Genomic DNA, 12,504 nt, shown 5'->3' with positions numbered 1-12,504 from the left:
TCCAGCGCCGAGACAAAGCGCGTGCGGTATTCCGCCGGCTTCGGCAAAGACATCGAGCGGCCCCGCAGCTCGGCCTGGCGCGGCTGACTAGTCCGGCCCGGCCGCGAAGCGCTGCACCAGCGCGGTCATCGCGCGCAGGCCCACGGGCTTTTCGAGCAAGAGGTCCGCGCCGGCGGCCCGGCAGTCACGCCGCAGCGCCTCGGTGATGCTGACGGTAATGACGACGATGCGCACGCGCGACCCTTGCGCCTGCGCCGCCTGCCGCACCGCGCGCACCAGCGCCAGGCCATCCATGCCGGGCAGCCCGACGTCGGTCAGCAACAGCGCCGCCCCGCCCTGCCGCCACGCGGCCCAGGCGTCGTCGCCGCGCGCGCAGGCCACCACCTCGCAGCCGCCGATACGCAGCAGTTGCTCCTGCATCATCAGCAGGTAGGCGGGATGGTCCTCGGCAATCACCACGCGCGGCAGCGGCGCCGGCGCGCCGGACGGGCTGGCATCGGCGGTAGAGACGAGCGTGGAAGCAGGTTGGACGACGTGCGAAGGCATGCCACGATTGTCGCGGCTGGCCTGGCCGCGCGGTGGCGGAAACGTCGGCAATTCAATGCGGAAATTTCCGCAACCGCGTGGCGTCCTCTCAACTTGAGATGTTGCGGAGCGGCTGACCGTCGGCCCAGCGGCGCAGGTTGTCCAGGAAGATCTCCACCACGCGCGCCGCGTTGCCGTCCGAGAACCCGGCGCTGTGCGGCGTGGCGATGACGTTGGGCAGCGACCAGAGCGGCGACGTGGCCGGCAGCGGTTCATGCGCAAAGACGTCCAGGAACGCGCCGCCCAGGTGCTGCGCGCGCAGCGCATCGATCAGCGCGGCTTCGTCGACCACCTCGCCGCGCGCCACGTTCACAAGCCGGGCGCCGGCGGGCAGCCGCTGCAGCGCCGCGCGGCTGACCAGCCCGCGCGTCACGTCGGTCAGCGGGCAGGCCAGGATCAGCCAGTCAGTGCGCGGCAGCACCGCGTCGAACTGGTCGAACGTCACGGTCTCGAAGCCGCCCGCCACCGGCGCGGCGCGCTGCCGGACCACGGTCACGCCCACGCCCAGTACAGCCAGCACGGCGCCGATCTGCTGTCCGATCGGGCCCCAGCCCACGATGGTGGCGTGCTGGCCCTGCAGGTCGCGCGGCAGGCCGCTGCCGATCAGCGGCGCCCAGCGGCTGGCCCGCTGCGCGTCGATCAATTGCGGCAGGTGGCGCGCCAGTGCCAGCAGCCCGGCCAGCGCGGTCTGCGCCACGACGCCGGCGTTGGCCCCGGACGACGTGGTCACCGTCACGCCGCGCGCGCGGAGCTGGCCGTAGATCGCCCGGTCGGCACCGGCCGAGTGCGCGTGCGCCCAGCGCAGCGACGGCGCCTGCAGCATGGCCGTATAGAACCGCTGCGTGGCGGGCAGGATTTCGTGCTTGGTCGACAGCCCGGTCACGTCGCGCGACACGAACGCCACGTCGGCATCCACGGCGCGCGCATCGTCGACGTCCGGCACCACCACCGGCTGCCACGCGCGGCCCGGGCCCCAGCGCGGCGTCGATGGCCGGCCGGTGCGCGTCGAGCGTGGCGGCCGACAGCAGGATCCGCAGGGGCGCGCTGGCCATGGCGCTCAATCGACCGTGGCGCCGGAGGCTTTCACCACGGCCTTCCACTTGACGTATTCCTTGCGCGTGAAGTCTCCGAACTGCTTCGCCGATCCGCCCACCGGGTCGGCGCCTTCGCGGATCATCTGCGCCTGCAGCGACGGCAGCGCCTCGTTGACGGCCTGGTTGACCTTGGTGATCACGTCCTGCGGGGTGCCCTTGGGCGCGAAGAAGCCGAACCACGAGCCGGCCTCGAAGCCGGGGTAGCCCTTTTCCGCCACGGTGGGCAGGTCGGGCAGCGAGCGCGACCGCTTGGCGCTGGACACTGCCAGCGCGCGCAGCTTGCCGGCCTGGATATGCGGCATCACCGACGGAATTGTCGCGAACATGAACTGGATGCGGCCCGACAGCAGGTCGTTCAGCGCATCGGCGCCCTTGTACGGGATGTGCGTGGCTTGCGTGCCCATGCGCTCGGTCAGCATGTAGCCCGACAGGTGCGACGACGTGCCCACGCCCGTGGAGCTGTAGTTGAGCTTGCCGGGATTGGCCTTGGCGTAGGCGACGAATTCCTCGAACGTCTTGACCGGCAGCGACGGATGCACGACCAGCACGTTGGGCACGTCGGCAATCTGCACGACGGGCACCAGGTCGGTCAGCGGGTCGTAGTTGAGCTTCTTGTAGAGCGACTGGTTGATCGAGATCGGCCCGACCGAGTTCACCAGCAGCGTGTAGCCGTCGGCCGGCGCGCGCACCACGAACTCGGTGCCGATGTTGCCGCCGGCGCCAGGGCGGTTGTCCACCACGAACGACTGCTTGAAGCGCTGCGCCAGGATCTGGCTGACGCTGCGCGCGAGCATGTCGGTGGTGCCGCCGGCCGTGAAAGCCACGACCACGCGCACGGGCTTGGTCGGGTAGTCGTCGGCACGGGCCGGCTGGGCCAGCAGCGCGCCGGCCGCCAGCATGGCGGACAGCAGCCAGGGCGCGGCAGGCTGAGGCAGGGCGAATCGGTTCATGGTTGTCTCCGTTCCAGTCGTTGTTGTAGGTGTCGTCGTTGTGGGGCCGGGCTCCGGCCGTCAGTCGAAGCCATAGAGCCGTGCCGGGTTCGTCACCAGCACGCGCTGCCGCGCCGCCTCGTCGGGCAGCCAGCGCGCCAGCAGGTTGAACAGCACGCCGTCGTCGGGCATCTGCGCCGGATCGAAATAGTTGATGTGCGGCCAGTCCGAGCCCCAGACGATCTGTTCCGGGTTGGCGGCCAGCAGCGCGGCGACGAAGGCGTCCACGTCGCGGTACGGCGCGCCGGCCGGCTGCAGGCGGTCTGCGCCCGAAATCTTGGTCCATGCCACGCCATCGGCCAGCAGCGCGCACAGCGCCTGGAAGCCCGGATCGCCCACGCCGCGCGACGTGGCCATGCGGCCCATGTGGTCGATCACCAGCGGCAGGCCCAGCGCGCGCAGGCGGGGCCCGAGCGTGACCAGGTCGGGCGCATGGATCCAGATCTGCGCGTGCCAGCCACGCGCCTTCAGGCGCGGCGCCAGCGCCTCCAGCACGTCGATGCCCACGCCGTTGCGGTACACCGCGTGGCCGTCGAGCTGGTACAGGTTGAAGCGCACGCCGCGCACGCCGGCGTCGTGCCAGGCGTCGAGCTGCGCATCGGTGGTATCGGCGGCCGGTACGGCGATGCCGCGCAGGCGGCTGGGGTACTGGCGCAGGGCGTCGGTCACCACGCTGTTGTCGGTGCCGCTGGCGCTGGCCGTGACCAGCACGCCGCGCGTAAGCCCCAGCGCATCGAGATGGGCGATGAAGGCGTCGGCGGGATGCTCGGCAGGCGTGTAGCTGCGGTCATCGGCCAGCGGATAGCGCGCGAACGGGCCGAACACATGGGCGTGGCTGTCGCAGGCGCCCGGGGGCGCGCGGAACGCCGGCGGCGTGATATCGGCCAGCGGCGGCAGGCAGGGACGTGTCATGCCGGCGCTCCTATTCCGCGGCCTTCAGGCGGCCGGCCGTGGCCAGCGCCTGGGCGCGCGCATCTTCCTTCTGCAGCGACGCCAGCAGCTCCTGCGGCGTCGACCCCTGGGCCACGCTGCCCACGTTCTGGAGCCGGCTCCGGACGCTGCCCTCGGCCAGCGCCTTGCGCAGCGCGGCATTGATCGTGTCGATGACCTTGGCCGGCGTGCCCGCCGGCGCCAGCAGGCCGGTGGCCGTGGTGGCCTCGAAGTTGGCCAGCCCCGCCTCGCGCAGCGTCTGCACCTTGGGCAGCGCGGCATCGCGCTCGCGCGACATCACGGCCAGCGCCCGCAGCGCCCCCGACTGGATATGCGGCGCGGAACTGGTGAGCTGGTCCACCACGAAGTCGATCTGCCCGCCCATCAGGTCCACCAGCGCCGGGGCCGAGCCCTTGTACGGCACCTGGTTGAAACGGACCTTGGCGGCGTCTTCGAGCTGCAGCAGCGCCATGTGGTTGGTGGTGCCCGGCCCGGCATGGCCGGCGGCCAGCTTGCCGGCGTTGGCGCGCGCGAAGGCCAGCAGCGCGTCGACATCCTTGAACCGCGTATCGCCACCCTTGACCACGATCACCAGCGCCGTCGTCGACACCAGCCCCACCGGCGCAAAGCTCGCCAGCTTGAAGTTGGTGCGGGTCATCTTGGGCAGCACCACCAACGCGTTGGGCGTGGTCACCAGCAGCGTGCTGCCATCGGGCTCCGCCCGCGCCACGGCCGACGCCCCGATCACGCCGCCGGCCCCGGGACGGTTGTCGACAATCACGTTGCGGCCGAGCGCCTGCTCCAGCGCCGGCGCGATGGCGCGCGCCACCACGTCCAGATTGCCACCGGGCGCGAACGGCACCACCAGCGTGACGGGCTTGTCCTGCGCACGGACATCAAGCACATAAGGGGCGGCGCCCAGCGCCAGCATCCGCGCCAGCATGGTTCTGCGGTTCATCGTGTCTCCTCCACACTCTGCAGGGTGTTTCTTGTTTTCAAGCTCCCCTCTGCCGCTTTGCGGGAGAGGGGAGAAAACCGGCGGCATTGCGTCTGCCAGCCCGCCGCCGTTACTCCCGATACCCCGGATCGATGCGATCCAGCTTGCGCAGCAGCGCGGGCCATTCCATCAGTCCGTACGGGCGGCGGGTGCCGGGCTGGTAGTTGTTCCAGGTTTCCTCCAGCACGTTGGCGGGCACCTGCTGGAGCGGTGTGTTGCACGACATGGCGGCCACCTGCGAGCGGCAGGCCAGTTCCAGGCGGTGCATCCAGTTGAAGGCTTCGCCGACCGAGTTGCCCACGGTCAGTGCGCCGTGGTTGCGCAGTATCAGCGCCTCGCCGCGGCCCAGGTCGGCGATCAGGGATTCCTGCTCGGCGGTGTCCAGCACCACGCCCTGGTAGTCGTGGTAGCCGATCTTCAGGAAGCGCATGGCGGTCTGGGTGATCGGCAGCAGGCCGCATGCCAGCGACGACACGGCCATCGAGGCCCAGCTGTGGGTGTGGATCACGCACGCCACTTCGGGCCGGGCGTGGTGGACGGCGCTGTGGATCACGTAGCCGGCCTTGTTGATGCCGTAGTCCAGCGCGCCGAAATCGGGCTTGGACAGGATCTTGCCGTCGTGGTCCACCTTGATCAGGCAGGACGCCGTGATCTCCTCGTACATCATGCCGTACGGGTTGATCAGGAAGGCGTTGTCCTCGTCGGGCACGCGCACGGAGATGTGGTTGGCCATCATGTCGGCCATGCCATAGAGCTCGACCAGCCGGTAGCACGCGGCCAGGTCCACGCGCGCCTGCCATTCCGCCTCGCTGCATTGGCCGCGCATCGACGGGATGTTCAGCACACCGGGTTTCGTCATGATGGGTCTCCTTTGGGGATTTCGGTTTTCTTTTGCGATGCGGTTCAGTCCGCGCCCAGCGCGAGATCGCTGGGCCGGCGTTTTTCGATGTGGTACTTGAGCAGCGCCGCGCTGCGGAAGATGCCGTGCGCGAACTTGCCGTAGGGCAGCGTCAGGAACAGCGCCATGACGATGCCCAGGTGCACGGCCAGCAGCGACGCCATCGCGCCCGTGTCGCGCAGCGCCAGCAGCGCCAGGCCGCTGGCGCTGGTCAGGAACAGCAGCGCGATGAAGCCGCGGTCCATTGGCTTCTGCTTCGTGTCCATGGTGCGCTCGTCGCGGCGCAGGTTCAGCCACAGCAGCCCGGCCGGGCCGATCAGCAGCCCGATGCCGCCCGCGATGCCCAGCAGCACCGGCACGCTCGTCACCGGGTACGGCGCGTGCAGGTCAAGCAGGTAGTGGTACAGCGTGGCCACGGCGGTAGCCGCGAAGCACAGCATGAAGCCGTAGAACGTGAAGTGGTGGAAGCGCCGGCGCAGCAGCGTGAAGGCGTCGTCATCGTTGTTGCAGCCCTTGCCGTGGCCGCCGTCCAGGTACTTGAGCTTCAGCGCGTCGTGCGCGGCCCCGCCCACGGCGGCGCCCCGTGCGTCGCCGCTGCGCTCGCCGGGCGTGACGCGGCGCCAGAAGCGCGTGACGCCGATGCCCAGCGCCACCACGGCGAACAGGAACACCGCGCCAAACATCGCCGCCAGCAGGTTGTGCGGAAAGATCGCGTAGAAGTTGCCGGCCAGCGGTTCATGCCACAGCGTGCCGCGCATGGCCAGCACCATCAGCAGGAACAGCGCCAGCCCGCCGGCCAGCGCCAGCGCCATGGTCGTGCCGGCGCGCCGGTACAGCCCGCCCAGCGCCGCCGGAAACGCATAGTCGCCGTAGGTCTGCACGCGCACCTTGGCCATGGCCTGGGGGATGTTCACCGCAAACTCGTGCGGCGGCGCGTACTGGCATGCGTGGTAGCAGGCGCCGCAGTTGTGGCACAGGTTGGCCAGGTAGTGGATGTCCGCCTTCGGAAACTCCAGCCGGCGCGTCATGGCCGGAAACACGGCGCAGAAGCCCTCGCAGTAGCGGCACGCGTTGCAGATCTGCAGCGTGCGGGCCACCTCGGCCTCGTCGGTGGTCAATGGCAGCGCGTCGTTGGCCAGCGCCGCCGCCTCGCGCGTCAGCGCTTCAAGATGTTGCATGTTCCTTTTCCTTCGATACCCGCGATGCGTGCGGCGCCAGGGCGGCCATGCGGGCCGCGGCCAGCGCCGCCTGCGTGCCGGCGATGCGCCCGAACGCCGTGCCGATGGCCATGCCCACGCCGGCCGTGTAGCCCTTGCCCAGCACGTTGCCGGCCATCATCTCGCCGGCCACGTACAGGTTCGGGCTCGGCTGCCCGCCGAAATGCACGGCCGATGCCTCGTTGACCTTGAGCCCCAGGTACGTGAACGTGATGCCGGGCCGCAGCGCGTAGCCGTAGAACGGCGCCGTGTCGATCGGCCGCGCCCAGTGGGTCTTGGCCGGGGACACGCCCTCGGTGTGGCAGTCGTCCAGTACCGTGTGGTCGAACGTGCCAACGCGGCAGGCGGCGTTGTAGTCGCCGATGGTGCGCAGAAACGTGGCTTCGTCCAGCCCGAGCTTGCGCGCCAGTTCGGGCAGCGTGTCGGCCTTCACGCCGGGGAACACCGGCGGCATGAAGCGGCCCACGGCCTTGGCGTCGATGATCGAATAGCCGATCTGCTGCGGCTGCTGGGCCACCAGGCGGCCCCAGATCGCGTAGCGCTTGGGCCAGAAGTCCTCACCCTCGTCGTAGAAGCGCTCGGCGTTGGCGTTCAGCACCACGCCCAGCGACACGCAGTCGATCCGCGTGCAGATGCCGCCGTCGTACAGCGGCGCGCGCGCGTCGATGGCCACGCAATGGGACTGGGACGGATCGCCGATGGCGTCCGCGCCCGCGTCGATCATGTATTTGAGCAGCACACCCATGTTGAAGCGCGTGCCACGGATCAGGAAGTTGTCGGCCGGCCATTCGCCGCGCTCGTTCTGGCCCCAGGCGTCGCGCAGCCATTCGCGGTTCGACTCGAAGCCGCCGGCGGCCAGCACGCAGGCGCGCGCCTCGATGCGCTCGGCGCCGATGCGCGCCGCCACGAAGCGGTCGCCGTCCAGCTCGATTGCATCGACCGGCGCGTTGTAGCGGATCTGCACGCCAAGCTGCTCGGCGCTGCGGTAGTACGCGTTGACCAGCGCCTTGCCGCCGCCCATGAAGAACGCGTTGGTGCGTGCCACGTGCAGCGCGCCAGACAGCGGCGGCTGGAAGTTCACGCCGTGGCGGCGCATCCAGTCGCGGCACGTGGACGACGCCCGGATCGCCAGCCGCGCCAGCGTCTCGTTGGTCAGGCCGCCGGTTACCTTGAGCAGGTCCTGCCAGTATTCCTCTTCGGGATAGGCGTCGATCAGCACGTCCTGCGGCGCGTCATGCATGCAGCGCAGGTTGCGGGTATGGGACGAATTGCCGCCGCGCCATTCGCGCGGGGCGGCTTCCAGCAGCATCACGCTGGCACCTGCCTCGCGGGCCATCAGCGCGGCGCAGAGCGCGGCATTGCCGCCGCCGATCACAAGGACGTCGATCATGCGCGGCAGCCCTGCCGGCGGGTGGGGGGAGTGGGAATGGACACGACAATGCCTTCTGTAGTCTGTCCGGCACTCTATCGGCCGTGCGGAACGCTGCTAAGCCCCGGCCCGGCATGGGGGTATCACGATTCGTGATGACCCCGGGCCGCCACCCGCCCCGGCGCGGTCAGCCGCCGCTGCCGGGCACCTTGCCGCGCGTCTGGGCGGCGCGCAGGAAATCGAAGTCGACGCCCTGGTCGGCCTGGTTCACGGCGCTCAGGAACAGCTTGCGATAGCCGCGCTCGGCCGTCGGTTCCACCACGGGCCGCTCGGCCGCGCGCCGCGCCAGTTCGGCGTCACTGACGTCCAGGTGCAGCGTGCGGCTGGCCACGGACAGGCTGATGCGGTCGCCATCGCGCACATGGGCCAGCGGGCCGCCCACGGCAGCCTCGGGCGTCACATGCAGCACGATGGTGCCAAATGCCGTGCCGCTCATGCGGCCGTCCGATATCCGTACGATGTCCTTGACGCCGGCCCGCGCCAGCTTGCGCGGAATCGGGATATAGCCGGCCTCGGGCATGCCGGGCGCACCCTTGGGGCCGATGCGCTTGAGCACGAGGATGTCGTCGGCCGTGACGTCCAGGTCGTCTCGGTCGATGCGGTTGGCCAGATCCTCGGCGTCCTCGAACACCACGGCACGCCCGGCGTGCTCCATGAGTCGGGGGTCAGCCGCCGACTGCTTGATGATGGCCCCGCCCGGCGCCAGGTTGCCGCGCAGCACCGCGATGCCGCCCTGCGGATAGATCGGGTGGGCGCGGGGGCGCACCACGTCCTGGGCAAAGCCGGGCCCGGCCCGCTCGATTTCCTCGCCCAGCGTGCGCCCGGTCACGGTCAGCGCGTCCAGGTGCAGCAGCGGCTTCAGCTCGCGCAGCAGCGTGGCCATGCCGCCCGCGTGGTGAAAATCCTCCATGTAGTGGTCGCCGGACGGCTTCAGGTCTAGCAGCACCGGCGTATCGCGGCCCATGCGGTCCAGCGCGGCCAGGTCGATGTCGTAGCCCATGCGGCCGGCGATGGCGGCCAGGTGCACGATGCCGTTGGTGGACCCGCCGATCGCCAGCAGCACGCGCATGGCGTTCTCGAACGCGGCCGGCGTCAGGATGCGGTCGATGGTCAGCCGCTCGCGGGCCATGAGCACGGCCTGCTCGCCGGTCTGCTCGGCCACGCGGATGCGGTCGGCCGTCACGGCCGGGGGCGACGCGCCGCCGGGCACCGTCATGCCCAGCGCCTCGGCAATGCAGGCCATCGTACTGGCCGTGCCCATGACCGAGCACGTGCCCACGCTGGCCACAAGCTGGTTGTTCACGTCGGCAATCTCGTCCGCGTCGATCTCCTCCGCGCGAAAGCGCCCCCAGTAGCGCCGGCAGTCGGTGCAGGCACCCACGCGCTCGCCGCGGTGCGAGCCAGTCAGCATCGAGCCGGTAATCAGCTGGATGGCCGGGATGCCGGCCGACGCGGCGCCCATCAGTTGCGCGGGCACGGTCTTGTCGCAGCCGCCGATCAGCACCACCGCGTCCATCGGCTGCGCGCGGATCATCTCCTCGGTGTCCATCGACATGAGGTTGCGCAGGTACATGCTCGTAGGCGCGGAAAAGCTCTCGTGGACCGAGATCGTCGGGAAGTCCATCGGCAGGCCGCCGGCCAGCATGATGCCGCGCCGTACCGCGTCGATCAGCTGCGGCATGTTGCCGTGGCACGGGTTGTAGGCGCTGCCGGTGTTGACGATGCCGACCACGGGGCGGTCCAGCGCCGCGTCGGTGTAGCCGGCGCCCTTGATGAACGCCTTGCGCAGGAACAGCGAGAAACCGCGGTCCCCGTAGTGGGTCAGGCCCTTGGAGATCCCGGTGACGGCGGCTTCCGGGGCGATGTCATGGCGCGGGGCGCCGTCGGGGTGCTGGTCTTCGCTGGACATGAGGCTTCCTGCTGGCGGTTGCGGGAGCGGCGCGGCGTGTGGCGCGCCTGGCGTCCCCGAGCATAGCGGAATGGGCGGCCCCGCGCCCGCTGGCCGGCGGCCCTAGCCTTCCAGCAGCCTAGCGCCGTGCCACTCGCCCGAGCGCACCAGCCCGCGCGCCGTGTCGCCCAGCACCACGCGCAGCGCCAGCGCGGCCGGCGACAGTTCGTCGTCGGACAGGCTGCACAGCAGGTTGCGCCGGCCGACCTGCGGATCGTCGATCTGGGCCAGGTGAAAGCGCGTCTCGGCGTCCGGATAGCGGCCAACCGCCGCCCACGGCTGCAGCGTGGCGCCAAAGCCCATGTCGACGGCATCCATCAGCATGGCCAGCGAATCGACCTCCTGCACCACGTGGGGCGTGACCTTGGCGCGCGCGAACGCGGCGTCCAGCGTGCTGCGCAGCCCGTGCACGCCGCTGGGCATGATCAGCGGCACACCGGCCAGGTCCGCCATCGTGCGCTGCGCGGGCGGATCGGCACGGCCCTGCGGCAGGCTGCGGCGCGACTGGATCAGGAACAGCGTTTCCTCCAGCAGCGGCAGCACGGTCCAGCGCCGGGCCGCGTGCGTGCCGAACAGCACGGCCAGGTCAAGCTGCCGCGCGTTGAGCATGGCCGTCAGGTGGCCGGAGAGACTTTCGACGATATGCAGCCGGACGTCGGGATACCGCTCGCGCATCGCGCGGATCAGCGGCACGCCGATCACCGACGCCGTGGTCGGCGCCAGCCCCACGCTCACCGCGCCGGACAGCCGCGCCTGGTGCGCGGCCCGGCGGGCCTGCTCGGCATGGCGCAGCGTGAGCTGCGCTTCGTGGAAGAACGCCAGGCCGGCCTCGGTGGGCGTCACGCCCTGCGGCGTGCGGCGCAGCAGGCGGGTGGCCAGCTCGCTTTCCAGCCGGCTGATCTGCTGGCTCACGGCCGACTGGACCATGTCCAGTTCCAGCGCGGCCCGGCTCATGCTGCCCAGTTCGACCACCCGGACAAAATACTGAAGCTGGCGCAATTCCATCTGGCTCCCCCGGCTGGCCGGCCCGCCCGCGCCAGCGGGGGTCGGCTCCCATATTCCCGGGTCTTATACCAGATACGGGCGCGCCGCGGCGCCCGGGAGACAACCATCGGCCAACTCACCCCCCCGCCACCTTCACCAACCCATCCGCGCGGAACATTGCCTTGATGCCCCGCACGGCTTGGCGGATGCGGGATTCGTTTTCGATCAGCGCGAAGCGGACGTATTCGTCGCCGAAGTCGCCGAAGCCGATGCCCGGGGACACCGACACCTTGGCCTTGGCCAGCAACTGTTTCGAGAATTCCAGCGACCCCAGCGCGCGGTACGGCTCGGGAATCCGCGCCCAGATGTACATCGACGCCTTCGGGATATCGACCGGCCAGCCGGCCTCGATCAGGCCGCGCGCCAGCACGTCGCGCCGCGCCTGGTACTGCGCGGCAATCTCCTTCACGCATTGCTGGTCGCCTTCCAGCGCGGCGATGGCCGCCACCTGCAGCGGCGTGAACGTGCCGTAGTCGTGGTAGCTCTTGATGCGGGTCAGCGCGGCCACGAGGTCCGGGTTGCCGACCATGAAGCCGATGCGCCAGCCCGCCATGTTGTAGCTCTTGGACAGCGTGAAGAATTCCACAGCGATGTCCTTGGCACCCGGCACCTGCATGATCGACGGCGCCTTCCAGCCGTCGAACACGATGTCGGCGTAGGCCAGGTCGTGCACCACAAAGATGTCGTGCTTGCGTGCCAGCGCGATCACGCGTTCGAAGAAGTCCAGCTCCACGCATGCCGCCGTCGGGTTCGACGGAAAGCCCAGCACGATCATCTTGGGCTTGGGGTAGCTGCCGCGGATGGCGCGCTCCAGCTCGGCAAAGAAGTCGATGTCCGGCGTCAGCGGCACCGAGCGGATATCGGCCCCGGCGATGACCGCGCCGTAGATGTGGATCGGGTAGCTCGGATCGGGCACCAGCACGGTGTCGCCCCGGTCCAGCGTGGCCAGCATCAGGTGCGCCAGCCCTTCCTTCGACCCGATCGTGACGATCGCCTCGCGGTCGGGGTCGATCTCCACGTCGTAGCGGTCGCGGTACCAGTGCGAGATGGCGCGGCGCAGGCGCGGGATGCCCTTGGACGCCGAATAGCCATGCGTGTCCGGCCGCTGCGCGGCGTCGACGAGCTTGGCCACGATATGCGGCGGCGTGGCCCCGTCGGGGTTGCCCATGCTCATGTCGATGATGTCCTCGCCACGGCGGCGGGCGGCCATCTTGAGCTCGGCGGTGATGTTGAAGACGTAGGGGGGAAGGCGATCGATGCGCGCAAAGCGGCGCTTGCCGGATTCGGCAGTCATGGAGGAGTCCTTTACGTAAGCGCCCGGAACCGTCCGAGCGACGTCGTGGCCGTTGTCTCGGCCACTGGGGACTGATCAT

At 70.0% G+C, this 12,504-nt stretch carries 11 protein-coding genes; all 11 read right to left on the bottom strand.

Features of this window, described 5'->3' with window-relative positions; translation table 11 throughout:
- Positions 1 to 87 precede the first annotated feature (87 nt).
- The gene (locus tag EPAKOI_RS18575) at positions 88 to 546 is read right to left on the bottom strand and encodes a response regulator (protein ID WP_423194247.1); all 459 of its coding nucleotides are present in this window, start codon (positions 544 to 546) and stop codon (positions 88 to 90) included.
- Between the two features lie 88 nt (positions 547 to 634).
- Positions 635 to 1,528, bottom strand: coding sequence for a D-2-hydroxyacid dehydrogenase (locus EPAKOI_RS18570; RefSeq protein ID WP_423194246.1), 894 nt, complete (start codon positions 1,526 to 1,528; stop codon positions 635 to 637).
- 114 nt (positions 1,529 to 1,642) lie between these two features.
- Entirely contained in the window at positions 1,643 to 2,629 is a 987-nt protein-coding gene (locus EPAKOI_RS18565) for a Bug family tripartite tricarboxylate transporter substrate binding protein (RefSeq protein WP_423194245.1), read from the bottom strand.
- Between the two features lie 60 nt (positions 2,630 to 2,689).
- Positions 2,690 to 3,580, bottom strand: coding sequence for an amidohydrolase family protein (locus tag EPAKOI_RS18560; protein ID WP_423194244.1), 891 nt, complete (start codon positions 3,578 to 3,580; stop codon positions 2,690 to 2,692).
- A gap of 10 nt (positions 3,581 to 3,590) precedes the next feature.
- On the bottom strand, positions 3,591 to 4,556 hold the full coding sequence (locus EPAKOI_RS18555) for a tripartite tricarboxylate transporter substrate binding protein (protein ID WP_423194243.1): 966 nt from the start codon (positions 4,554 to 4,556) through the stop codon (positions 3,591 to 3,593).
- Between the two features lie 109 nt (positions 4,557 to 4,665).
- Entirely contained in the window at positions 4,666 to 5,454 is a 789-nt protein-coding gene (locus tag EPAKOI_RS18550) for a class II aldolase/adducin family protein (protein ID WP_124685294.1), read from the bottom strand.
- A gap of 44 nt (positions 5,455 to 5,498) precedes the next feature.
- On the bottom strand, positions 5,499 to 6,671 hold the full coding sequence (tcuB, locus tag EPAKOI_RS18545) for a tricarballylate utilization 4Fe-4S protein TcuB (RefSeq protein ID WP_423194242.1): 1,173 nt from the start codon (positions 6,669 to 6,671) through the stop codon (positions 5,499 to 5,501).
- A complete protein-coding gene (gene tcuA / locus EPAKOI_RS18540) occupies positions 6,658 to 8,100 on the bottom strand; it encodes an FAD-dependent tricarballylate dehydrogenase TcuA (RefSeq protein ID WP_313836951.1) in 1,443 nt (480 codons plus the stop codon). Before tcuA ends, tcuB begins: the two co-directional genes overlap by 14 nt.
- A gap of 166 nt (positions 8,101 to 8,266) precedes the next feature.
- Complete coding sequence (locus tag EPAKOI_RS18535) at positions 8,267 to 10,048, bottom strand: IlvD/Edd family dehydratase (protein ID WP_423194241.1); 1,782 nt, start codon at positions 10,046 to 10,048, stop codon at positions 8,267 to 8,269.
- Between the two features lie 102 nt (positions 10,049 to 10,150).
- A complete protein-coding gene (locus tag EPAKOI_RS18530) occupies positions 10,151 to 11,092 on the bottom strand; it encodes a LysR family transcriptional regulator (protein WP_124685298.1) in 942 nt (313 codons plus the stop codon).
- Positions 11,093 to 11,207: 115 nt separating this feature from the next.
- Positions 11,208 to 12,425 carry an alanine transaminase gene (gene alaC, locus EPAKOI_RS18525; RefSeq protein WP_313836956.1) on the bottom strand — a complete coding sequence of 406 codons (1,218 nt, stop codon included), beginning with the start codon at positions 12,423 to 12,425 and terminating at the stop codon, positions 11,208 to 11,210.
- Positions 12,426 to 12,504 lie beyond the last annotated feature (79 nt).

The sequence above is a fragment of the Cupriavidus sp. H18C2 genome, assembly GCF_049393795.1.
GTDB lineage: Bacteria > Pseudomonadota > Gammaproteobacteria > Burkholderiales > Burkholderiaceae > Cupriavidus > Cupriavidus pauculus_C.
This window is presented reverse-complemented; position numbering and strand designations above follow the sequence as displayed.

Coding starts and splice junctions, on each gene's coding strand:
- EPAKOI_RS18575 (WP_423194247.1), bottom strand. CDS start 546: ATGCCTTCGCACGTCGTCCAACCTGCTTCCACGCTCGTCTCTACCGCC.
- EPAKOI_RS18565 (WP_423194245.1), bottom strand. CDS start 2,629: ATGAACCGATTCGCCCTGCCTCAGCCTGCCGCGCCCTGGCTGCTGTCC.
- EPAKOI_RS18560 (WP_423194244.1), bottom strand. CDS start 3,580: ATGACACGTCCCTGCCTGCCGCCGCTGGCCGATATCACGCCGCCGGCG.
- EPAKOI_RS18555 (WP_423194243.1), bottom strand. CDS start 4,556: ATGAACCGCAGAACCATGCTGGCGCGGATGCTGGCGCTGGGCGCCGCC.
- EPAKOI_RS18550 (WP_124685294.1), bottom strand. CDS start 5,454: ATGACGAAACCCGGTGTGCTGAACATCCCGTCGATGCGCGGCCAATGC.
- tcuB (WP_423194242.1), bottom strand. CDS start 6,671: ATGCAACATCTTGAAGCGCTGACGCGCGAGGCGGCGGCGCTGGCCAAC.
- tcuA (WP_313836951.1), bottom strand. CDS start 8,100: ATGATCGACGTCCTTGTGATCGGCGGCGGCAATGCCGCGCTCTGCGCC.
- EPAKOI_RS18535 (WP_423194241.1), bottom strand. CDS start 10,048: ATGTCCAGCGAAGACCAGCACCCCGACGGCGCCCCGCGCCATGACATC.
- EPAKOI_RS18530 (WP_124685298.1), bottom strand. CDS start 11,092: ATGGAATTGCGCCAGCTTCAGTATTTTGTCCGGGTGGTCGAACTGGGC.
- alaC (WP_313836956.1), bottom strand. CDS start 12,425: ATGACTGCCGAATCCGGCAAGCGCCGCTTTGCGCGCATCGATCGCCTT.